Origin of the sequence: Emticicia sp. SJ17W-69, assembly GCF_051209875.1 — a bacterium.
Taxonomy (GTDB): Bacteria; Bacteroidota; Bacteroidia; order Cytophagales; family Spirosomataceae; genus Emticicia.
Genome location: NZ_JBNTQY010000001.1, coordinates 5,781,018 through 5,804,145, shown reverse-complemented (window position 1 = coordinate 5,804,145; position 23,128 = coordinate 5,781,018). Strand labels below are relative to the sequence as shown.

At 31.2% G+C, this 23,128-nt stretch carries 18 protein-coding genes; 10 read left to right on the top strand and 8 right to left on the bottom strand.

Going from position 1 to position 23,128, the window contains the following annotated elements; all coding sequences use genetic code 11:
* Window positions 1–5 precede the first annotated feature (5 nt).
* From ACQUQZ_RS23795 to ACQUQZ_RS23770, 6 genes are all read right to left on the bottom strand, one after another.
* Window positions 6–521 (bottom strand): hypothetical protein, encoded by a 516-nt coding sequence (locus ACQUQZ_RS23795; protein ID WP_435357618.1) that lies wholly within the window; start codon window positions 519–521, stop codon window positions 6–8.
* A gap of 126 nt (window positions 522–647) precedes the next feature.
* Complete coding sequence (locus tag ACQUQZ_RS23790) at window positions 648–1,487, bottom strand: hypothetical protein (protein ID WP_435357617.1); 840 nt, start codon at window positions 1,485–1,487, stop codon at window positions 648–650.
* A 13-nt stretch (window positions 1,488–1,500) separates the two neighbouring features.
* A complete protein-coding gene (locus ACQUQZ_RS23785) occupies window positions 1,501–2,388 on the bottom strand; it encodes a tetratricopeptide repeat protein (protein WP_435357616.1) in 888 nt (295 codons plus the stop codon).
* Window positions 2,389–2,403: 15 nt separating this feature from the next.
* Window positions 2,404–2,694, bottom strand: a complete 291-nt coding sequence (gene yidD / locus ACQUQZ_RS23780; RefSeq protein ID WP_435357615.1) for a membrane protein insertion efficiency factor YidD — start codon at window positions 2,692–2,694, stop codon at window positions 2,404–2,406.
* Window positions 2,695–2,722: 28 nt separating this feature from the next.
* Window positions 2,723–3,454: a hypothetical protein gene (locus ACQUQZ_RS23775; protein WP_435357614.1), complete on the bottom strand. Its 732-nt coding sequence runs from the start codon at window positions 3,452–3,454 to the stop codon at window positions 2,723–2,725.
* Between the two features lie 69 nt (window positions 3,455–3,523).
* Complete coding sequence (locus tag ACQUQZ_RS23770) at window positions 3,524–4,141, bottom strand: lipoprotein (protein ID WP_435357613.1); 618 nt, start codon at window positions 4,139–4,141, stop codon at window positions 3,524–3,526.
* Window positions 4,142–4,385: 244 nt separating this feature from the next.
* Between ACQUQZ_RS23770 and ACQUQZ_RS23765 the strand changes: the two genes are divergently transcribed.
* Window positions 4,386–5,060, top strand: coding sequence for a nitroreductase family protein (locus ACQUQZ_RS23765; protein ID WP_435357612.1), 675 nt, complete (start codon window positions 4,386–4,388; stop codon window positions 5,058–5,060).
* A 1-nt stretch (window position 5,061) separates the two neighbouring features.
* On the opposite strand, the gene msrA is transcribed toward ACQUQZ_RS23765, so the two are convergent.
* Window positions 5,062–5,733: a peptide-methionine (S)-S-oxide reductase MsrA gene (gene msrA / locus ACQUQZ_RS23760; RefSeq protein WP_435357611.1), complete on the bottom strand. Its 672-nt coding sequence runs from the start codon at window positions 5,731–5,733 to the stop codon at window positions 5,062–5,064.
* 71 nt (window positions 5,734–5,804) lie between these two features.
* Here msrA and ACQUQZ_RS23755 point away from each other — a divergent pair, with 71 nt between their 5' ends.
* The 3 genes from ACQUQZ_RS23755 (at window position 5,805) to ACQUQZ_RS23745 (ending at window position 11,659) form a co-directional block, all read left to right on the top strand.
* Window positions 5,805–6,695 carry a PPK2 family polyphosphate kinase gene (locus ACQUQZ_RS23755; RefSeq protein WP_435357610.1) on the top strand — a complete coding sequence of 297 codons (891 nt, stop codon included), beginning with the start codon at window positions 5,805–5,807 and terminating at the stop codon, window positions 6,693–6,695.
* A 224-nt stretch (window positions 6,696–6,919) separates the two neighbouring features.
* The gene (gene mfd / locus ACQUQZ_RS23750) at window positions 6,920–10,270 is read left to right on the top strand and encodes a transcription-repair coupling factor (RefSeq protein ID WP_435357609.1); all 3,351 of its coding nucleotides are present in this window, start codon (window positions 6,920–6,922) and stop codon (window positions 10,268–10,270) included.
* Between the two features lie 93 nt (window positions 10,271–10,363).
* Window positions 10,364–11,659, top strand: coding sequence for an SUMF1/EgtB/PvdO family nonheme iron enzyme (locus ACQUQZ_RS23745; protein WP_435357608.1), 1,296 nt, complete (start codon window positions 10,364–10,366; stop codon window positions 11,657–11,659).
* A 52-nt stretch (window positions 11,660–11,711) separates the two neighbouring features.
* Here the strand turns inward: ACQUQZ_RS23745 and ACQUQZ_RS23740 are convergent, their stop codons facing one another.
* Window positions 11,712–12,398, bottom strand: coding sequence for a ComF family protein (locus ACQUQZ_RS23740; protein ID WP_435357607.1), 687 nt, complete (start codon window positions 12,396–12,398; stop codon window positions 11,712–11,714).
* Window positions 12,399–12,435: 37 nt separating this feature from the next.
* Between ACQUQZ_RS23740 and ACQUQZ_RS23735 the strand changes: the two genes are divergently transcribed.
* The 6 genes from ACQUQZ_RS23735 to ACQUQZ_RS23710 all read left to right on the top strand — a co-directional run bounded on the left by ACQUQZ_RS23735 (window position 12,436) and on the right by ACQUQZ_RS23710 (window position 23,087).
* On the top strand, window positions 12,436–12,795 hold the full coding sequence (locus tag ACQUQZ_RS23735) for a hypothetical protein (RefSeq protein WP_435357606.1): 360 nt from the start codon (window positions 12,436–12,438) through the stop codon (window positions 12,793–12,795).
* Between the two features lie 51 nt (window positions 12,796–12,846).
* Complete coding sequence (locus ACQUQZ_RS23730; RefSeq protein ID WP_435357605.1) at window positions 12,847–13,608, top strand: exodeoxyribonuclease III; 762 nt, start codon at window positions 12,847–12,849, stop codon at window positions 13,606–13,608.
* Window positions 13,609–14,231: 623 nt separating this feature from the next.
* Complete coding sequence (locus ACQUQZ_RS23725) at window positions 14,232–16,988, top strand: DUF4175 family protein (protein ID WP_435357604.1); 2,757 nt, start codon at window positions 14,232–14,234, stop codon at window positions 16,986–16,988.
* 263 nt (window positions 16,989–17,251) lie between these two features.
* Window positions 17,252–19,114 carry a tRNA uridine-5-carboxymethylaminomethyl(34) synthesis enzyme MnmG gene (gene mnmG, locus ACQUQZ_RS23720; RefSeq protein ID WP_435357603.1) on the top strand — a complete coding sequence of 621 codons (1,863 nt, stop codon included), beginning with the start codon at window positions 17,252–17,254 and terminating at the stop codon, window positions 19,112–19,114.
* Between the two features lie 73 nt (window positions 19,115–19,187).
* Window positions 19,188–20,807, top strand: coding sequence for an Ig-like domain-containing domain (locus ACQUQZ_RS23715; RefSeq protein WP_435357602.1), 1,620 nt, complete (start codon window positions 19,188–19,190; stop codon window positions 20,805–20,807).
* A gap of 477 nt (window positions 20,808–21,284) precedes the next feature.
* A complete protein-coding gene (locus tag ACQUQZ_RS23710) occupies window positions 21,285–23,087 on the top strand; it encodes a tetratricopeptide repeat protein (protein ID WP_435357601.1) in 1,803 nt (600 codons plus the stop codon).
* Window positions 23,088–23,128 lie beyond the last annotated feature (41 nt).

Sequence of the window (23,128 nt, the reverse complement as noted above, 5' to 3'; positions counted from 1 at the left end):
TTAACTTAAAACTTGAATGATATGCCAACTGTACTATATGGGAAACCTCCTTCTGCATAAACAGCCATCTTTTCTTTGAAATAATATCTTGCTCCAACAAAGCCACCCAACATTATCCCCGCTCTTGTTCCACCATAATATGATGAATAAGCATCATTATATCTAACTGCCCTAAAACCTCCAACAGCACCAACATAAGGGTCAAGCTTATCCTCATTAATTCCAACTTCTTTTAAGTACTTTCCTACGTGAGCAGCTACTCTTCCGCCAACGCCTATATAGGTTACTCGATAATTACTTAATACATAACCATAGCTTCTTGTAGAAAACGCTCCTACAACACCAACACTCAATAAATCTGATATTGCTACATCAACTGAGGCATTTGCTCCAAGACCATAGCCCAAGCCAACACCAATATTAAAGTTTTTTTGACCTTTTTCAAAAACTTGTGCTTGTGCATTTTTAGATATAATATTACAAAGCACTGTTAAAACTGTAACCAAAAGTAATTTTTTCATGATAATTAAATTTTATATTTATGGATATTTTTAATGGGGGCGAAATTTATAGAAACACTATTGTAAATCAAATCTTTAATTTGAAAAATGATGCGAAAATTAATTTAACGGTAAAATCATAAATTATCATTGAGCTACCTCATCTAAAATTTCATTATATACTTTTGCCCTACGTTTCTTCTTTTGATTTTCAGCAATTATTTCTGCTTTTTTATATCCTCCCGAATAATATCGCTGAAACCAAGGAACCATTGTAATCAAAGCATCTATTGGATTGGCACTTTTGATGGCTGCTGTAATTCCCCATACTGCGATTCCTGTAGTTAATAAAATCGAATTCGTTCCATTCTTGAAGTCGCCTGCATAAAATTGTCCAAGTCCAGGGAGAACCATACTTAATATACGAGCTTTTTTAGGACTTAGCTTGTTTATTTTTTCATTTTTAATAAACAGTTGCTCAATCTTCATTCTACTTTCAACATTCGCTGAATCAATTAGCAACAAAAATTCTTTTTTCGATTCTTCATATTTTTCGGTAGAAAAATTTAGTAGTGCTGAGTAAAAAATCTTTCTACGATTTTGCTCTTCATTTAGTTTGTCTGGTAAATTTAAAAGCTCTACTTGAGCATATTCAAAACTATTTTGTAATAGATAACAGGATAACTTTCTTAATAGAATTTCTGCTTTTGAGCTATCTGTTTTTTGTTGAAAAAAAGCTAATTCATAGTAGTCAGCAGCTTCATCATATTGTTGAGTTTCGTAAAGACAGTCTGCTATATTTTTATAACAATACTTTCTGTATTCTTCTGCTTTATCAAAATATATTACCCGCCGATAAGTTATAGCTGCTCCTACATAATCTTGCTTTACATATAATTCATTGGCGAAATCAAAACTTTGCTTGATGTCTTGACAAAATCCAACCTTAACATTAAATATAAAAAGTATTAAAAGTATATTTTTCATAAATCGTGTAAATTCAATAGTAACTATTAAAAAGATTATCTATTTTATTTCTAATAAGCTGATGACTTTTCTTATTATAATTCTTTGCTGAAACAACCGATCCATAGATATTGCCCAAATGAAAGCCTAATGCAACACCCATATAAATCCATCCTCTGGTGCTCTTCACACCACTCTGATGAAACCCTCTAACAGATTGAAAAGCCATTGTTCCGACAAAAAACATTGACACAATACCATCTCGCCAATCTTTTGAATAGAACCTGCCTGTGCCAGGAATAATGGTTGACATAAAGCCAGCCAACGCTGGGCTTTTCCTTTTTATCTTGATTGCCTGTATTGCTAAATCTTTATAATCTGATGCTAATTTATGGTCATCGTCTTTCAGTGTTAGTAGGATTTGATTTGCCTGTTTATAATTATCTTGCAAGATTTCAGCTGTTGCAGAAAGGATGATTTTATCTGGTTGAGAAATTTGTTTGTTTGATTCCCAAAAATCCTTTGCTGCTTTATAATCAGGTTTAAGTAATAATGTACGACCATATTCAATAGCAGAAGCGGCACTCATTAATGTCAAATCAGGATATAATTGTTTGGCTCGAAGTACAGTTTCATCAAATTTTCCTGAACGACGATACATAGATAGGAGGGAGGTCTTTAAAGTATCATTTGATGGCAACATAAAAACCAATCGTTCAAACTCCCGAGTAGCTAATTCATATTGACCAGATTTTGAAAGATATTCTGCAAATTTTTTTGTATTATTATAATCATACAAGTCTTGTGCCGATACATTTATAAATTTAAAAAGTATTAAAAGTATTAAAAGTTTTTTTAATTGGAAAGATTGTCTGCAATTTGTATCACAGCGACAATCCATTCGTAATTCGTCATTCGTCATTCGTAATTTCTTTTGTTAGGGTTTATCTATTAATAATTTAGCTTTTGTATCTACTTCATATTTTTGAGGACTCAAACCATTGCAGCGAGTGAGTCTGTCCATTGTTTTAATACCACCCATTACCATTCCATTTTTTTTGACCGCTAAAATTCCATATTCTGAGCATGATGGGGTAAATGTGCAAACGTTTAAATCTTGTGATGAAAAAAATGTTTTATAAAACAAAAACAACCCTGAAAACAAATACTGCACTTCGTTGCGATTGTTTTTAGCTTCTTTATAAACTCGCTTTGTTGGCTCTTGCAATACACCCCTATGTAAATTTATTTCTGCTTTACTTTGGGCTAATGACTGCTGGCTTAGGCAAAGGTTTAGCAGTAGGGATAGGGTGATTATACATATTGTTTTCATCTTCTTGATCAATGATAATATTTTTATAGGTTGTCTGCTGAATATTTTGAGTATTATCTGAATTATTAGAAATTTGTGTTACTTGTCTTGGAAACTCAACCCCATTGATATTTACATAATCTTTAAAAAACTGTTGGCTTAATAATTTATCATTAATATCATAAAATGCGATAGCATCCAAACGTTTATTGATATTGGCCATTTTTATCTTTCCTAATGTTTTCATCAATCTCTTATCTGTGACACTCCAAGTTGTCACAACTCGTCCATCATTCTCTTTTTCTACTTTTGATATTTTATAGATGCCGGCCGCTTTACCTGAATTAATACCATAATCGGCTAATTTACCTGACAAGGATAAATGAAATATTGAAAACTCATTGACTACCAAAACATTTTGAGAAGAAATTAGATTTCCGTCTTTACCAATTTTATGGAGGGTTGTGTCTTTTATAATGATCGTTTCTTCTTGTGGAAAATGTAGCTTATAAATTAATTTTAAAGATGGCTTATCATAATATACCTTTCCAACCGTAAGTCGATATGTTCCATTCGATAATTTGTCTTTTATCGAAACATCACTCTTGATTCTATAAAATTGTTGTGCATTAACAATTTGAAAACCAAAAATTAAAATTAATAATACCTTTTTCATTTTTTTCATTTATTAAATAAACAAAAATAGCCCAAATACTTGGGCTATTTTACTATAATTTATTTCTGTTTAGAAGAAACTAATACCACCAACAACTAACCAGAATACAATATAGATAGCTGCACCAATCAAACAGCCCATCAATGCTTTCTTAGTTTGGTCTTTGTCTTTGTCTGTTACCAAATAAACTATCAATACACCAACCCAGCTCAATACACAACCCCACCAAAAAGCAGGAATATTTGCAGGCAAGTCACCAGCAGCTACTGTATTAGTAACGTTTGTATCTAATTTCAAGTCTTTAGTAAGCTCAGTATCTTTTACATCTTCCAATGTTGTTCCTTCATGAGAAGTTACATATTGCTCTAATTTATTTAATTTTTCAAATTCTGCATTGATACTTTGCTCATTCATTACCATTGCGGGTTGAGTCGCTACATTTTCTTCTGTTAATGAAGCCGAAGTTGCAACCGTATTTTCTGCTACCAATGTTGCTTCAGTTGGTTGAGATATTACATTTTCTTCAGCAACAACTGCTGCAACTTCTGTTGCTGGTTGAGTAGCGATTACTTGTTTTTTAGCTACTGCATAAGTTGGAGTGCTACTTTTTTGAAAAGTTGCATATTCTTTCTTTTGGCAAGAAGCTAATACAACTATCGCTGAGAGGAAAAGGATTAATTTTTTCATAGAGAGAAATGGTTTAAAAGTAAATGAATGATTATTAATCACAAAAATATAATTTAAATTTGATTTACAAAATGACAGTAAACATATTATAGTATTATTAAAATATTTCTACTTCCTTTTTTTCTAAATATTAAATTTTATCTTGTAGTCGGTAATTACAAAAGAAAGAAAAAAAAATACCTTTTGCTTTTTTATAGAATTAAATTTTAAAAAAAATTTACTTAACGGTAAAATTTCATTTCGTATGCCTACTGAATTTTCTCATATTGGTTACAATCAGCTTCATTCCTATAATGATGAAACTTTAATAAAGATGTCTGAAGCCTATTTCATACATCTCAACTCTCGGCGTTCGTTAAGGTTTTTTTCTGAAAAACCTGTTCCTGAGGAAGTTATTGAAAATATTATTATGGCAGCATCAACTGCCCCTTCTGGAGCTAACAAACAACCTTGGACTTTTTGTGTTGTTTCTTCAAACGATTTAAAAAAACAAATTAGAATCGCTGCCGAGGAGGAGGAGTTGAAAAGTTATTCAAGTAGGATGTCTGAAGAATGGCTTGAGGATTTAAAACCTCTTGCTACTGACTGGAAAAAACAATTTTTAGAAATTGCACCTTATTTGATCATTGTTTTTAAAAGAGTGTATGAAATTGATTCTGATGGAAAGAAACATCAAAACTATTATGTGCATGAATCTGTGGGTTTGGCTTGCGGATTTTTACTTACAGCTATACATGAATTGGGCTTGGTTGCTCTTACACACACACCAAGCCCAATGGATTTTTTGACAAAAATTTTAAATCGACCTTCCAACGAAAGACCATTTCTGCTTATTCCTGTTGGTTATCCAGCTAAAGATGCTACTGTTCCAGATATTAAAAGGAAAGAAAAAGATAATGTTCTTTTTTGGTACAAATAAGTTAGTCTTTTTTTAATTTATCTTTAAATACTTTTTGAAACTTTTCAACTTTTGGCTTGACCACTAACTGACAATATGGATTTGTCCCATTTAGATTAAAATAGTCTTGGTGATAGTTTTCTGCTTTGTAAAAAACACTCGCTGGCTCAAAGGTTGTTACAATTGGAGCATCGAATACACCCGAAGAATTGAGTTCTGTTTTGTATTTCTGAGCAATAACCTGTTGCGAATTATCATGGAAAAAAATCGCAGAACGATATTGTGTTCCAATATCACCACCTTGTCTATTTAGTGTTGTTGGATCATGTGTTTTCCAAAAAACTTCGAGTAGTTCTTCAAAAGAAATTTTTTGTGGATTATATGTAATTTGACACACTTCGGCGTGTCCTGTCTGCCCAGTACATACATCTTTATATGTCGGATTAATCGTATGTCCGCCCATATATCCAGACTCTACTTTTTCAACGCCTTTCAATTTTTGAAACACTGCTTCTACACACCAAAAACATCCAGCTCCAAAAGTTGCAACACTTGATGTAGAAACTGGCGAAGTTTCGGCTTTTACATTAACATTTTCTTGATTCATCTTTTTTAGTTTGTTTTGACTATCTTGTGCATTGGAAGCTAAGCTCATCAATACAATGCCGATAAAGAATACATTTTTAAATTTCATTTTCAACAATTTATAGATTGAGTTTCTTCATTTTTTAATAACGTTTTTTATTTCTAAAAAGATTTCAAGCAATGAAAAAAATTAATACTGACGATTTTTTATTTGATGGTAAAGGCAAATTTTCTATTGTAAATGCAGCAACCAAAGTTAAGGATTATTATGCTGATAAAGAAGATTATGAGGTTTCTTTGAGCGAGATGCAAAAAAAAATGGATGATTTGCAAGATAAAATGTTTGCTCATAATCGATATGGCCTTTTGGTTGTTTTCCAAGCCCCTGATGCTGCTGGAAAAGATGGAACATTGAAAGCAGTTTTCTCAGGTGTAAATCCTCAGGGCATGAGGTTCTATTCTTTCAAACGTCCAACTGAATCAGAACTTGACCATGATTTTCTTTGGAGAACGAATCTTCAATTGCCTGAACGTGGAACAATAACCGTATTCAATCGTTCATATTACGAAGAAGTTTTGGTTGTTAAAGTTCATCCTGAAATTTTAATCAACTCTCAAAAGCTTCCTGCTGAAAATATTGATGATTTAGGAAAGGTTTGGAAACATCGTTATGAAGATATTTCAAACTTAGAAAAATACCTTTTCAGAAATGGTATTCCAACTATCAAGTTTTTTCTGAATGTTTCTAAAACAGAACAGGCAAATAGACTCATTGAACGAATCGAAGACCCAACAAAAAATTGGAAGTTCCAAGAGCAGGATGTGAAAGAAAGAGAATTCTGGAATCATTATCAAGCTGCTTACGAAGATGCAATCAATGCTACTGCTTCTGAAAAATGCCCTTGGTATATTATTCCTGCCGATGATAAAAAAAATATGAGATTAATAGTGGCACAAATAATTATTGATCATCTTGAGAAGTTTGATATGGATTATCCTGAATCTGATGTTTCTCGTCAGCAAGAACTTAAAAAATTGATAAAAGTTATACGAGAACAAGAAAGTTTGTAACTTCGTAATAAAACTTAATATAAATTTTATTGCGAAATTTTTGGTTTTTTTGTAATTATTATCAATCATTTACTACTTTTGATACTATTCTCATATTTTTATTTTAATCTAAACATTTATTGTTATATTATTCAAGTTACAGCGTTATTTTTTATCTTTGTATTATTATTTAGGACGCAGAGAAAACTCTTGCGTCCCTTTTGTTTTTATAAAAATCTGAGAAAGTGGAAGCACACGAACTACTAAAAATCTACGAAGAAGATAGTTTTATCAGAACACTCGTGGATGAAATTAATGTAAAAAAGAATATTCAATTAAAAGGACTTTCGGGTAGTTTAGATGCAATTATTGCATCTGTAAATTATCGTTTAAATCCTCAACACAACATTTTTATTTTAAATGACAAAGAGGATGCTGCATTTTTTTACAATGATTTGCAAAATTTATTAGGAGAGGAAAATGTTTATCTTTTTCCAATGTCCTATAAAAAGCCTTATCAATATGAAGAGATTGATAATGCAAATATTCTTCAACGCTCTGAAGTATTAAATCAACTTAATAATGATAAAACAAATCTTCTCATCGTAACTTATCCAGAAGCACTCTCTGAAAAAGTTATTAATAAAAAATCTTTGATTGCAAATACACTTCAAATTAAAGTAGGGGAGAAGTTTGACATTAATTTTATTAGCGAGCTTCTTATTTCTTATGATTTTGACAAAGCTGATTTTGTGTATGAGCCTGGGCAGTTTTCAATCAGAGGAGGAATTGTTGATATTTTTTCTTATGCTTCGGAGTATCCTTGTAGAATTGAACTTTTTGGAAATGAGATTGATAGCATTAGAATGTTCAATCCTGAATCCCAACTTTCACTACAATCTGTCAATCAAATTAATATTATTCCAGATGTCCAGAGTAAATTAATTCAAGAAAAGAGAGAAAGCTTTTTTAATTTTATTCGTAATACAAGTACTATTTGGGTAAAAGACGTAGATTTTTCCCTTCAAAGTATTGAAGCCTGTTTTGAACAAGTTGAACAACAGTTCCAAAAAATATTAACAAATAGCGGTGGAATAAAGATTATTCTAGACCCTGAGGAGCTATTTGAAACCAGAAGAGTTTTTTTAAATGAAATTAAGAAGTTTAATATCATCGAATTTGGTACTAAATCTTATTTTAAAGATGCTGAAAAATTAGTTTTTCCTTCAAAAAGTCAACCTTCATTTAACAAAGATTTTAAAAAGCTAATTGATAATGTTAAGGATAATCAGTCAAAGAATATTGTCACCATTATTAGTTCTGATTCTTTAAAACAACTCAATCGTCTCCATTCAATTTTTGAAGAGATTGATCCATTCACAAAATTCCAACCATTACAAATTTCTCTTCGAGGGGGGTTTATTGATGAATTAACCAAAGTAGCCTGCTATACCGACCATCAAGTTTTTGACCGCTATCATCGTTCAAAAGTTAGAGATAAATTTAGTAAATCGAAGGCTTTGACTTTAAAAGAATTAAGGTCTTTGCAAACGGGTGATTTTGTTACTCATATCGATTATGGTATTGGTAGATTTGTTGGTTTGGAGAAAATTATTGTAGGTGATAAAGAACAAGAAGCGGTTCGTTTAATATACCGTGATAACGATATTTTACTGGTTAATATTCATTCACTTCATAAAATAGCTAAGTACTCTGGAAAAGAAGGAAGCCCGCCTACCATGAGTAAATTAGGATCAGGTGAATGGGAAACCAAGAAGTCAAAAGTAAAACGACAAGTAAAAGATATTGCTAAAGAATTAATTTCACTTTATGCCAAACGTCGTTTATCTCCAGGTTTCCTTTTTTCAAAAGATGGCTTTATGCAGGCCGAACTTGAATCTTCATTTCTTTATGAAGATACACCTGATCAAGCAAAAGCAACAAATGATGTAAAGGAAGATATGGAAAAACCATATCCTATGGATAGACTTGTATGTGGTGATGTTGGTTTTGGAAAAACAGAAATTGCTATTCGAGCTGCCTTTAAAGCTGTCGCCGATAGCAAACAAGTGGCTGTTCTAGTTCCCACAACCATTTTGGCAATGCAACATCACAAAACTTTTGCAGAACGCCTTGCCAAACTTCCAGTAAATGTTGAGGAGATTAGTCGTTTTCGTACTGCTAAAGAAATTAGTCAGACTTTAAAAAATATCAAAGACGGTAAAACTGATATTCTGATTGGTACTCATCGCATATTAAACAAAGACATTGTTTTTAAAGATTTAGGGCTTTTAATTATTGATGAAGAACAAAAATTTGGTGTAAAATCGAAAGATCGTTTAAAGGAAATTAAGCATAATGTTGATGTTTTAACACTAACAGCAACCCCTATTCCCCGTACCCTTCATTTTTCATTATTAGGTGCCAGAGACCTTTCTATCATTTCTACTCCACCACCAAATAGACAACCAGTAACAACAGAAGTGCATGTCTTTAAAGAAGAATTTATTAGAGATGCCATCAGTTATGAACTAAAAAGAGGTGGGCAAGTTTTCTTTGTTCATAATCGTGTCAATGACATTGAATCTATTGCTAATATTATTCTTCGATTAGTTCCTGATGCAAAAATTGGTGTAGCTCATGGACAAATGGATGGAGATAAATTAGAAAAGGTTATGATGAAATTTATTGAAGGCGAATATGATATTCTGGTTTCAACAAACATTATTGAATCTGGCTTAGATATTTCAAATGCCAATACAATTATTATCAATCAAGCTCAAAATTTTGGTATGTCTGATTTGCATCAAATGAGGGGTAGGGTAGGGCGTTCCAATCGTAAAGCTTTTTGTTACTTACTTACCCCACCCGTTTCAGTACTTTCAAAAGATGCTCGAAAACGCCTGCAAACACTTGAAGAATTTTCTGATTTAGGAGATGGATTTAAGGTTTCTATGCGAGATTTAGATATTCGTGGGGCAGGAAATTTACTTGGTGCAGAACAAAGTGGATTTATCAACGATTTAGGTTATGAAACCTATCATAAAATACTCGATGAAGCTGTTCAAGAATTAAAAGAAAGTGAATTCAGAGATTTGTTCACTAAAGATTTAACTGCGAGTGTTGATTTAAGACTTCCTGATTGTCAAATTGAAACTGATTTACAAATCATTATTCCTGAAAAATATGTTACTAATATTTCGGAAAGACTATCGCTTTACAATCAATTAGATAATATTGAAAAAGAGGACGAACTAAATGATTTTCAAAAATCAATCATCGACAGATTTGGGCCCTTACCTATTGAGGTACGAAATCTGTTTAAAATTGTTCGTATTCGTTGGAAAGCTGAACAAATTGGATTTGAAAAATTAACATTAAAAAACAATATACTCAAAGGATACTTCGTTTCACAAGAGCGTACTGAATATTTTCAGACCGATAAGTTTGGCAAAATTCTTGATTATATTAAGAAGAACCCTAAAAGATGTTCTTTAAAAGAAATTAAGACAAAATTACTACTCACTGTAGAAAATGTACTCTCAATTGATGATTTAGACCTCTTATTAAGCGGTATCGTTGAAAATAATCATTAATCTCAACTAATTGATTTTCAGAATATTACTGAAATATATATTGAATTAACCTATTTTTGCAAATCGAATTTATTAACAAAAATCATTCCGAAAATGAAAAAACTACTTTTTAGTTCGACTACGGTTGCATTAGCTCTAACGCTAATTCTAAGTGGTTGTTCGAGCAAAAAGAAAGCCTCAAGTATCAATCCCGGTCGCAAAAGTACAGCAACGGGTATTGCTTATGGCAAAAAAACTAAGAAAGGAAAAGAGCCAGAGGGTTTACAAGTGAAGGATTTTAAAGGTCAACCTGCTGGCCCAAATCTTGTATTCATTGAAGGTGGTCGTTTCACGATGGGTACAGTAGAAGAGGATGTTACTTTTTCTCGTGATAACTTAGAAAGAACAGTTACTGTTTCTTCTTTTTACATGGATGAAACTGAAATCACCAATCTTCACTGGTTAGAGTATCTTCATGCTATTCAAAAAGACTCTTCTCAAGAATTTTATGAAACAGCACTTCCTGATACTACTGTTTGGATGAATAAGCTTTCTTTCAATGACCAATTCACAGAACAGTATCTTCGTTATCCTGGTTTTAGAATGTATCCTGTTGTTGGTGTTTCTTGGGTTCAAGCTTCAGACTACTGTAAATGGCGTACTGCTGCTGTTAATAATGAAATGGCTAGCAGATTTGGAGATAAAGGCAAAACCAAAAAAGGAGGTGCTTCTTCTTTTGGTAAAAAGAAAAAAGGTGCTGAACCCGTTGCTGAAGCTCCTTCGGTTAAAACTGGTGGTCGTTTAGCCATTGAATCTGGTAATGTTCTTCCAAGTTATCGTCTACCGACTGAGGCAGAATGGGAATATGCAGCAAAAGCTATGATTGGGACACAATATATGGACGAAAATCAATCAAATCAACGTATTTACCCTTGGGATGGTTCTTCAATGCGTAAGAATAAAGGCAAGCAAAAAGGTACTATGTTAGCTAATTTTAAACGTGGCCGTGGTGATTATGCGGGTATTGCTGGACACCAAAATGATGGTGGAATTATTACAACTGAGGTTTATTTATTCCCTGCAAATGATTTTGGTTTATATAATATGGGTGGTAATGTAAATGAATGGGTTTATGACCTTTATCGTCCAAACTCATTTCAAGATGTTAATGATTTGAACCCAATTCGTCGTAATGACTTCCTAGATGAAGAAAAAATGTATGATAAGAAAAACTTTAATTCATTAATTGACAATAACCTTAGAGTTTATAAAGGTGGTTCTTGGAACGATGTTGCTTATTGGTTATCACCTGGTACTCGTCGTGCTTTAGATCAAGATTCTTCCACTGCAACAATTGGTTTCCGTTGTGCTATGATTGCTATCGGACCTAAAGGAAAGCGTAAATTATAATATTCATTTTTCACATATAAAGAAAATCTCCTCCCACAAGAGGAGATTTTTTTTATACAGCCGATGCTATTGTAACAACTGAAATCTCTTTACAGCCTTCATTTAACAAAGCTATTGCAAGAGATTCGATTGTCGAACCTGTAGTTAAAACATCATCAACAATCGCTATTCTTTTACCTTTAATCTTTTCCACATCTACTATTTTAAAAATATTCTCTACATTTTGAAATCTTTCAAATCGTGTTTTTTTAGTTTGTGAATTTGTATGTGTTATTCGTATTACAGCACTTTTTTCCATTGGAATCCCCATTGCTAATGAAAGTCCTTCTGCAATACAATCAGCTTGATTATAGCCCCTTTGTTGCAGTTTTGTAGGGTGTAGCGGTACTCCTATCAATATATCTATTTTTTTTTCTAATTCAACTTCTTTTAAATCTGTTCCATAGAGTTGTCCTAAACTTTTACCAAGTTCTGGCTTATTTCCATACTTTAATCCATGAAGTAATTGTTGAACTTTACCTTTTTTAGAAAATTTTAAAAATGATAAAGTATTAGATACTGGTATTTTACCCCAGAATTTTTTTGAAATACTTTCTCTTTGAATAATATGAGAATTAGTTCGAGGTAGATTTACTAAACAATTGATACAAATAAGATTTTCTCCACCTAAAAGGCTTTCTCCGCACGCTTCACATGAGCGTGGGTAGATTATATCCAACAAATGCTTGAACCAATTCATACGCTTTGTATTAAGTTTGTATATAAATTTACATATTATGACCGAAGAAGAAATCAATTTAAAAGAAAAGTGGCAAACACTACAAAACTTTTTAAAAAATACGCTTGGAAAAAAGCCAACTGACCTTAATGGCGTTTTATTCATTATTGGTGTCCAAGAGTTAGGCCAAGGTAAAAAGTTTTTTACAAAAGAGCAAAAACAAGATTTAATGCACATTGCAATTTGTAAAGTTCTTAGCTATGGTGGATATTATAAACATGAAGGTAATGATAGTGAAGGGTGGCCTCATTGGAAATTGGTTCAACCATTACCACATTTTGATATGCTTGCTCAAGAAAAACTTTTAAAACATTTTGTATTAGAATATTTTAGAATCGAGGTTGGCTTACATATCTAATCTTAATTAATTTACTTATTTTTATTAATATTTTTGATTCAAAACAATTTTATGAAAATAATCACTTATAACGTAAATGGTATTCGCTCTGCTATCAGTAAAGGTTTTTTAAATTGGCTAAAAAACACACAGCCTGAAGTGATTTGTCTGCAAGAAATAAAACTTTCTGAAACAGTATTAGTAAGTCCTTTCTTTGAAGAAATGGGTTTTCATTGTTTTTGGTATCCTGCACAAAAAAAAGGTTATAGTGGTGTAGCTATTTTAAGCAAAGTAAAGCCTGTTAACGTCGAATATGGCATGGGTAATTCTTTATATGATGCTGAAGGAAGAGTTATACGTGTAGATTTTGAAGATTTTTCTTTGATGTGTACATACTTTCCATCTGGTTCTTCTGGTGATGAGCGTCAAGATTTTAAAATGAAATTCTTAAATGATTTTTTCGTTTATATTGAAAGCCTTCAAAAAAAATTCCCAAATCTTATTATCTGCGGTGATGTAAACATCTGTCATCGGGATATTGACATCCATAACCCCAAGAGTAATGCAAATTCATCAGGCTTTTTACCTGAAGAGCGTGCATGGGTTGGCAAATTTATTGATATTGGTTACATTGATGGTTTCCGTTTTTTTAATCAAGATCCACATCATTATACTTGGTGGTCATATAGAGCAGGGGCAAGACAAAAAAATCTTGGTTGGCGTATTGATTATCATTTTGTATCAAATACAATTATTAGTCGTCTAAAAAGTTCTCACATTCATTCGGAATTAATGTTTTCCGATCATTGCCCAGTTGAAATTTGTTTGTTTTAATTTAATTAGTTTATAAAATTCATATTATCATGTCTAATTCCGTAAAAGCTATTTTCACTCAAATAGACGATTATAAGCGTAAGTATTATAAAAACCTTCTCATCAAAGGTTCTTTATTTACATTAGCTTTAATTCTCTCAGCCTTTCTTGTTGTGAGTACAGTAGAGTATTTCGGTCGATTTAACTCTTCTATTCGTGGTTTTTTATTTTTTGGGTTTCTTGCCTTAGTTATTTATTCATTCATTTTTTGGGTTATCAAACCTTTGCTTTACTTATTTCATTTCAATGAGCCACTTACTTATGAAAAAGCTGCAAACGAAATTGGTAAATTTTTTCCGGAAATAGGGGATAGGCTTTTAAATACCTTACAATTAGCCCAAGTTTCAGACACTGAAAATTCACTTTTACAAGCAAGCATTAATCAAAAAACTCAAGAATTACGATTTGTTCGTTTTGCTGATGCTATAAAAATAGGAGAGAATAAGAAATATCTTAAATATACTTTACCTCCATTGGTTTTAGTATTATTAATTGCTGCTGTTTCTCCAAAGTTTTTCAAAAGTAGTACTGAAAGGATAGTTTATTTTCAAAAAGACTTTGCAGAAGAAGCTCCTTTTAAATTCATGATTACTAATGAAAACTTACAAGCCGTTAAAAATGAAGACTTTGTTCTTAATTTATCTTTAATTGGTAACGCAGTTCCAGAAGCAGTTTATTTGGTTGCTAATGATCGCAAGTTTAAAATGAATTCTGTTGATAATAAACATTATAATTTTACTTTTGCTAAAGTACAAAATGCAGTTGATTTTCATTTTTTAGCTTCTGGTTTCAAATCAAATGAATTTGAATTAGAAATGATCAGTCGTCCTAATCTTCTTTCTTTTGATGTTGAATTGAATTATCCATCATATTTAAATAAAACAGGTGAGAACTTCAATAATGTAGGCAATCTTGTTGTTCCTGAGGGTACTAATATTAAATGGAATTTTCGTGCAACAAACACTGACTCATTATATTTAAATTTTGAAAACGAACCAAATCAATTAGCTAAGGATGGTTTTGGAGATAACTTTTCTTATAATCGTCGTTTAAAAAACGCCACTTCTTACAAAATCTTACTAAAAAACTCTTTTAGTAGTAATCGTGAAAATATTGATTTTTATATTAATGTTATTCCCGACAAATATCCACAAATCCAATTAGAGCAAATTCGTGATACTACTTTATTTAATTATATTGTTTTAGGTGGAAATATTAGCGATGACTATGGTTTGGCTCAATTCAAACTTTTTTATAAACCGATTCAAGATAATAATCAAAGTCAAGGTTACGCTTCGATGGATGTTGCTTTTAACAAATCTCAAAGTTCTCAAAGCTTTTATTATCAATTACCCTTAAGTGATTTTAAGCTTAATCCAGGAGATAAAGTTGAATACTTTTTACAGGTTTGGGATAATGATGGTGTAAATGGCTCTAAAAGCACAAAAACGCCCGTTATGACCTTTGCTTTACCTTCTGCTAAGAGTTATGATGCTGAGATTGAAAAAGCCACTGAGAAGACCGAAAATATGCTTGAAAAGCTCAATGAAAAATCGAAGAAACTAAAAGCTGACCTGAATACTCTTGAAAATAAATTAAAAAGCAAAAAAGACCTCGATTTTCAAGAAAAGAAACAATTAGAAGAATTGCTTAAAAAACGTGAGGAGTTGATGAATGAGATGAAAGCCATTCAAGAACAATTTGAAAAGATGCAAGAAAAGACCAATCGTTTTCAACAACAATCTCCCGAACTTCAACAAAAAATGGAACAACTCAAAAAGCTGATGGAGGAATTGATGAATGATGAAACAAACAAAATGTATGACGAACTTAAAAAGATGATGGAAAAAGGTCTTGATGAAAAAACTGTTGAGCAACTTGAAAAACTTAAAAATCAAGAGCGTAATATTGATAAAGATATCGATCGCACACTTAAACTTTTTAAACAACTTCAATTGCAACAAAAAGTAGAAAAGACAGCTGATGAACTTGAAAAATTAGCTGAGAAACAAGATAAATTAGGTGATGAAACTCAAAAATTAGAAAATGAAAAAAATAAAGATAATGATAAAAGTAAAGATCAAAATCAACAAGAAAAGGACAAAAAGAACGAAGACTTGAAAAATGAACAAGAAAAGCTTTCTAAAGAGTTTGATGATAAAAAAGAGCAAATGAAGGAAATTGAGAAACTTTCAAAAGAATTAAAGAAAGAACTTGATGACCAAAAAGAAGAACAAGAGGATATTTCCAATGACCAAGAAAATGCTGAAAAGCAACTCGAACAAAAACAAAATGATTCTGCTGCTAAGAATCAAAAGAAAGCTGCCAAGAAAATGAAGCAGATGGCCAATCAAATGAAAGAATCAATGCAAAGCCAAGAAATGAAAGAAATGGATGAAGATATGGATGCTTTACGTGCCATTCTTGAAAACTTGGTTAAACTTTCATTTGACCAAGAAAACTTAATGAAAGACTTCCGAAACATGACTGTATCTGACCCAAGGTTTATAAAATTGTCTCAAGAACAATTGAAACTACAAGACGATGCAAAAATGATTGAAGATAGTCTTTATTCTTTAGCAAAGCGAGTTTTACAGATCCAGTCTTTTGTTACCAAAGAAGTCACCACAATGCGTAACTCTATGGATGAAAGTGTAAAGTTTATCAAAGAAAGGAAATTAAATGTTGCGTCAGCAAAACAACAATTTGCAATGACTTCTATTAATAATCTTGCATTAATGCTAAGTGATACATTTAGTCAAATGCAACAAATGATGGCCAATGCAATGCCTGGAGCTGGTAAGAAAGGCAAGAAAGGTCAAAAACCTTCACCTATGTCAATGGGTGAAAAACAAGATGAATTAGGTAAGCGTATGGAAAAAATGGGTAAGTCTGGACAAGGCGGCAGGGGTCTGTCTGAAGAAGCAGCTAAACTTGCTCAAGAACAAGCTCAGTTACGTAAGCAGATTCAAAAGATGCAAGAAGATTTAAAAGGTACTGAGCTCGGAAAAAAATTAGGTAATGAATTAAAAGACTTAGAGAAAAAAATGGATGAGAACGAGACAGATTTAGTTAATAAAAGAATAAACCCTGAATTATTAAGACGTTCTAAAGAATTACAAACACGATTACTCGAAGCAGAAAAAGCAGTTCAACAACAAGAGGAGGATCCTACACGTCAATCAAAAGCAGCTCAACAATATAATCGTCAAGCTCCTCCTTCCATGGATAAATTTTTACAGGAAAAACAAAAACAAGTGGAATTAATTCGAACAGTTCCGCCTAATTATACGCCATTCTATAAGAAACAAACTGATAATTATTTTAGAAAAATTAAGTAATCATATTTCTTAGTAAATTTGCAGGGACGCACTAAATGCGTCCCTTTTTTGTTTCTATACAAATGATGTTTTATATCTTTGTTTTTAGGATTCTTTTATTCAATATATTTTGTTTTTATTTTTAAAAAATATAACCCCTTATAATCGGTATAAATTCATCCGATTATTATTATTAAAAAATCTACGTTTCACGTGAAACAACACTTTTAATGTTTTGAAAAAATCATAAAATGTTTCACGTGGAAACATAAATAAAAAACACAATGTTTAAAAAATATGATGTAATAGTAGTTGGTGCTGGACATGCTGGATGTGAAGCAGCAGCAGCAGCAGCCAACATGGGTTCATCGGTTTTACTCGTAACGATGAATATGCACACGATAGCACAAATGTCTTGTAATCCTGCAATGGGTGGAGTAGCAAAGGGACAAATTGTTCGTGAAATTGACGCTTTGGGCGGGCAATCAGGAATTATAAGTGATAAAACAATGATTCAGTTTAGAATGCTAAATCGCTCAAAAGGACCAGCCATGTGGAGTCCAAGATGCCAAAGTGATAGAATGATGTTTGCACAAGAATGGAGAGATACGATGGAAAGAATCCCAAACTTAGACTTTTGGCAAGAGATGATAGAAGGATTGCTAATAAAGAACAATAGGGTAGTGGGAGTACGTACAGCTATGGGAATTGAAATAGAAGGAAAATCTGTTGTACTAACAAATGGCACATTTTTAAATGGAAAGATACACATTGGCGAGAAAAACTTTGGTGGTGGCCGAACTGGAGAAAAAGCAGCAACAGGAATAACAGAGCAGTTAGTGAGTTTAGGGTTTGAATCGGGAAGAATGAAAACAGGAACACCACCAAGAGTTGATGGACGTTCGCTGAATTGGGATATTATGGAAGAGCAGAAAGGAGATGAATATCCCGAAAAATTTTCATATACAAATACACCAAAGCTAACAAAACAAAGAAGTTGTTATGTAACTTATACGAATGAAAAAGTACATAACACACTGAGAAAAGGATTTGATAAGTCACCAATGTTTAGTGGAAGAATCAAAGGATTAGGGCCAAGGTACTGCCCATCAGTTGAGGATAAAATTAACCGATTTGCAGATAAAGACAGGCATCAAATATTCGTAGAGCCTGAAGGATGGAATACAGTTGAAATGTATATAAATGGTTTTTCAACCTCACTTCCAGAAGAAATTCAGTACGAAGCATTAAAACAAATACAAGGATTTGAAAATGTAAAAATGTTTCGTCCAGGTTATGCAATTGAATACGATTTTTTTCCACCAACTCAATTGAAACTTACTTTAGAAACACATCTTATTGAAAATCTTTATTTTGCTGGCCAAATAAATGGAACCACAGGATATGAAGAAGCAGCATGTCAAGGATTAATGGCAGGAATAAATGCACATAATAAAGTACATGAAAAGGATGAATTTATTCTTAAAAGAAACGAAGCATATATTGGAGTATTAATTGATGATTTAGTTAATAAAGGTACCGACGAACCGTATAGAATGTTTACATCTCGAGCAGAATTCCGCACATTATTAAGACAAGACAATGCAGATATAAGATTGACACAATCTGGTTACAATATAGGATTAGCATCTGAAAGTCGCTTAGAAAGAATGCTTATAAAAAAAGAAAACTCAGATAAAATCGTAAAAGAAATAAAAACAAGAAAAATAACACCTGATGATGCAAATGCCTATATGGAAAATATCGGTTCGTCGCAGATTAGAGAAAAAACATCTATTTATAATATATTAAAAAGACCAGAAATAGAGATAGAAAATATTAAAGCTTTAGGAGGAGAAATAAAAGAATACTTAAATAACTTTGATGATGAAATAATAGAACAAGCAGTGATTCATGTAAAATATGAGAGTTATATAGAAAAGGAATTATTAATGGTTCAAAAAATGTCAAGATTAGAAGATTTAAAAATAAACCCAAACTTTAATTATGATATATTAACTTCAGTTTCAATAGAAGCAAGACAAAAATTAAAGAAGATAAAACCGCAAACATTGGGACAAGCTTCTCGTATAAGTGGCGTATCGCCAGCAGATATTTCAGCAGTGATGATTCACTTAGGAAGATAAAAATATTAAAATTTCTTAATTACCCTCGACGTATAGTTGAGGGTTTTATTTTTGATGTAAAATAAAAATTCAGATGAATAAAAATACCATAAAAAAAAATTTCACAATTTTAACAACATATATTTTATGTATAAGTTGTGCACAATTTGTTCCACCAACTGGAGGAAAAAAAGACGAAATAGCACCAAAGCTTGTAAAATCAAATCCACCAAATGAACAAAAAAATTATAAAGGAAAAGATTTTGAATTAGTATTTGATGAATTGATAGATGCTACAAGTCTTCGCCAAGAGTTATTAATTGTTCCAGAACCAGAAGGAACATATAATGTAAAACAAAAATCAAACAGTTTAATTCTAAAATTTGATAAACCATTTAAAGATAGCACAACCTATACATTTAATTTTAGAAAAGGAATAAAAGACCTAAACGAGCGAAATGAGTCTCGAAATCTAAAAATAGTATTTAGTACTGGTAGTAATATTGACTCGTTAAAATTAGAAGGAAATGTAAAAAGCCTTTTAACAAATCAACCAATATTAGATGCACATGTCGCAATATATAGAGTGCAAGATTCTCTTGATTTAAAAAAGACAAAACCAAATTACTTTCTAAAAACAGATTCAAGTGGAAACTTTAAATTTGAAAATATAAAGGCAGGAAATTATCGCATTTATGCTTTCACAGATAAAAATAATAATCTAAAATATGATAGTAAAACAGAGTCAATTGCAATTGTAAAAGATACTATTAAGTTATATAAAAATATTAAGGATATAAAACTCTTATTATTTCCTGCAAATAATGAAAAACCAAAAAATCAAAAAACACTACAAAGAGCAGAAGACTTTACAGTATTATATGATAAAAATATAAAATCTTTTGATGTAAGATTTGACAATATAAAAGACAGTATTCCATATTTTGGAGAAGGAAAAGAATTAAAATTCTATAATTTTCCACAAAAGACAGATACCATAAAGGTAAATATTACAGTACAAGATTCGGCAAATAATATATTAACACATATTCAAAAGATAAAATTTAGAGATCCTGAAAAGAGAAGAAAGATAACAAAAGAGTATCAAAGTTTTCAGACCAAACCAAAAATGGGAGAGGACGTGGAACAAGATATTAAGTATGTAATAAGTTTTAATAATCCAATATCACAATTCGATATAAAAAAAATTAAAGTAGTAAGTGATACAATCAAAGTAGAATCAGTTGATGAAAGCAATTTTAATTGGAATAAATATAAAACAGTTTTAACAATAAATAAAAAAGTAACAGCATTAAGAGAAGTAAAAATCGAATTTCAAAATGGTGCATTTATAAATGTAAAAGGTGATTCAAGTGAAAAATATATATTAAAAAATCAAATATTAAAAGAAGAAAACTATGGAATTATAGAAGGAAAGATAGAAGGAGAGAAAAATGAAAATAAAATAATTCAATTAATTGACGAAACATACAAGGTAGAAGCTGAAGAAAAATCAAATGAAAAATATTTATTTAAAAATGTTAAACCAGGTATTTATTTAATAAGGATAATTATTGATAGTAATGCAAATGGTCAATGGGATTTCGGAAATGTAGAAAAAGATATACTTCCTGAAACGATTTATTTTTCAAAAGAGCCAATAAAAATCAAAAGTAATTTTGAATTGAGAGGTATTAATATAAAATTAGAATAACAAAAAAATTAGCATAATACTTGTAGTAAAGAAAAGGTCAATTCAAAATTAAAAATGTACAATAAATTTTGTGGACAATCATGTGGATTTCAATGTATAATCATTAAATAGTATGTGGAATAGGAAGTGAATAATTCAAAACAATAGTGGAAAGAATAAATGAATGGTGGAAATCACGGAAAAACTACCCTTTATAAGCAATCCACACCAAGTGGATTAACGTGGACACATGGTGTGGAAATAGTAGGCTTTAATCAACAAAAAATAAAAAGTAGATTTGTCAATAAGTAGTATTAGAATTGATTATCAAGAAAATAACTGTGGAATAGTAAAATAAAACTGTGGAAAAAGTACTTAGTTATATACATTATTATTTCGTAATTTTCAACAAACAAAAGTTATTCACTTATCAACAGGCTTAATAATGAATAACAATAATTAAAATATATATTTTTATTCTTTTTTATTTAAGAAAATATGAAACGTTATTTAATGATTTGTCTAATGTTGGTGATTGGAGTAATTGCCAAAGCCCAAGATGTTGAGTTGGCAAATGAATATTTCAAACAAGGTGAATTTGAAAAAGCCAAAGATTTATTTCAAAAAATTGTGAAGGATAAAAAGGCCAATGCAGGTTTGGTACATCAAAATTATTTACAATGTTTGATTAAACTCAAAGATTATGATGAGGCAGAAAAATTTCTGAAAAGACAAATCAAAAGTAATGAATCGAATATTACTTATCGAGCTGATTATGCCAATTTACTTGAATTAACGGGCAGAGTTGATGAATCACAAAAAGAGATGAACCAGCTCATTGATATAGCGGCTAAGTCGGAAGGTACAATTTACGAATTACAAGACTTCCTGTATAGAAATACCAAAACAGAACAAGTGATACAATTATTAAAAAAAGGACGTGAAATTTTTAAAGATGAAAATAAGTTCGCACTTTTTCTGGCAAGAGCATATTTATACAATGGTCAAAAAGAACCTATGATTGATGAAATGTTAAAGTATGGATTGACAGAAGGCAATCAAGATTATGTAAAAGCAACCTTTCAAGACAATCTCAAAACAGAACCAGAGATAGACATGCTCGAAAAGGCCCTTTATAGCAAGGTACAGAAGTTTCCTAACGAACAATACTACACTGACCTGTTGATTTGGCATTTGATTCAGCAGAAAGAGTTTTATAAGGCATTTGTTCAAACACGTGCTGTGGATAGAAGATTAAAGCAAGATGGACAAAAAGTTTTTGAGTTAGCACAAACAGCTCTTGTAAATAAAGATTTCAGAAATGCAATTCAAATGTATGAGTATGTAATGAAAGAATATCCACAAGGACAATATTATCCGTATGCACGTAGAAATGCAATTTTTTGTAAAGAAGAAGTTGTGAAAACGACGTATCCTGTAAATCTTACTGAAATTAGAACTTTAATAAAAGATTATAAAAGTCTGTTTGTAGAATTAGGTCAGAATATTAAAACAATGGAAGCATTAAGAAATACAGCACAGCTTTATGCTTTTTACTTAAATGAGAGAGATACTGCCATAACTATTTTGGAAACAGCAATCAAAATTTCAACTGCAGACAATTATTTTAGAGATAAATGTAAATTAGATTTAGGTGACATTTATGTTTTGAAAAACGAACCGTGGGAAGCAACTCTACTTTATTCACAAGTTGAAAAATCACAAAAGGAGGACCAATTAGGACAAGAAGCAAAATTAAAAAATGCAAAGCTGCATTATTACAATGGAGAATTTGACTTATCAAAAGAGATTCTTGATATTTTGAAAAAAGCAACGACTCGTGAAATCGCAAATGATGCGATGCAATTGAGCTTATTAATTCAAGATAATACGGGCTTAGATACCTCTGAGGTTGCGATGAAAGAATATGCGAATATTGACTTATTACTCTTTCAAAATAAAAACTCAGAAGCTATTGCTGCACTTGATTTCCTATTTGAGAAATACAAAACACATAGTTTGGCCGATGATATTTTATGGCTAAGAGCAAATACAAATATGAAAATAAATGAGCCAAATAAAGCTTTGAATGATTTAGAAATTCTTAGAAAAAACTATAATTTTGATATTTTGGCAGATGATGCTTTATTTTTAGAAGCAAAAATTTATGACGAAAAATTAGGCCAAAAAGATAAAGCCATGGAATTATATCGAGAAATATTGCAAAAATTTCCAGGAAGTATTTACGGAGCAGAGGCTCGTAAAAGATTTAGAAATTTACGTGGCGATACAATAAATTAATTGTTTTAGACATTATATTAAAAAGCCTCAAACCTTTCTAC

Coding starts and splice junctions, on each gene's coding strand:
- ACQUQZ_RS23735 (WP_435357606.1), top strand. CDS start 12,436: ATGACCGAAGAAGAAATCAATTTAAAAGAAAAGTGGCAAACACTACAA.
- mnmG (WP_435357603.1), top strand. CDS start 17,252: ATGTTTAAAAAATATGATGTAATAGTAGTTGGTGCTGGACATGCTGGA.
- ACQUQZ_RS23795 (WP_435357618.1), bottom strand. CDS start 521: ATGAAAAAATTACTTTTGGTTACAGTTTTAACAGTGCTTTGTAATATT.
- ACQUQZ_RS23740 (WP_435357607.1), bottom strand. CDS start 12,398: ATGAATTGGTTCAAGCATTTGTTGGATATAATCTACCCACGCTCATGT.
- ACQUQZ_RS23715 (WP_435357602.1), top strand. CDS start 19,188: ATGAATAAAAATACCATAAAAAAAAATTTCACAATTTTAACAACATAT.
- ACQUQZ_RS23710 (WP_435357601.1), top strand. CDS start 21,285: ATGAAACGTTATTTAATGATTTGTCTAATGTTGGTGATTGGAGTAATT.
- ACQUQZ_RS23790 (WP_435357617.1), bottom strand. CDS start 1,487: ATGAAAAATATACTTTTAATACTTTTTATATTTAATGTTAAGGTTGGA.
- ACQUQZ_RS23730 (WP_435357605.1), top strand. CDS start 12,847: ATGAAAATAATCACTTATAACGTAAATGGTATTCGCTCTGCTATCAGT.
- ACQUQZ_RS23785 (WP_435357616.1), bottom strand. CDS start 2,388: ATGACGAATGACGAATTACGAATGGATTGTCGCTGTGATACAAATTGC.
- ACQUQZ_RS23725 (WP_435357604.1), top strand. CDS start 14,232: ATGATTACTAATGAAAACTTACAAGCCGTTAAAAATGAAGACTTTGTT.
- ACQUQZ_RS23770 (WP_435357613.1), bottom strand. CDS start 4,141: ATGAAAAAATTAATCCTTTTCCTCTCAGCGATAGTTGTATTAGCTTCT.
- ACQUQZ_RS23765 (WP_435357612.1), top strand. CDS start 4,386: ATGCCTACTGAATTTTCTCATATTGGTTACAATCAGCTTCATTCCTAT.
- ACQUQZ_RS23755 (WP_435357610.1), top strand. CDS start 5,805: ATGAAAAAAATTAATACTGACGATTTTTTATTTGATGGTAAAGGCAAA.
- ACQUQZ_RS23775 (WP_435357614.1), bottom strand. CDS start 3,454: ATGAAAAAGGTATTATTAATTTTAATTTTTGGTTTTCAAATTGTTAAT.
- msrA (WP_435357611.1), bottom strand. CDS start 5,733: ATGAAATTTAAAAATGTATTCTTTATCGGCATTGTATTGATGAGCTTA.
- ACQUQZ_RS23745 (WP_435357608.1), top strand. CDS start 10,364: ATGAAAAAACTACTTTTTAGTTCGACTACGGTTGCATTAGCTCTAACG.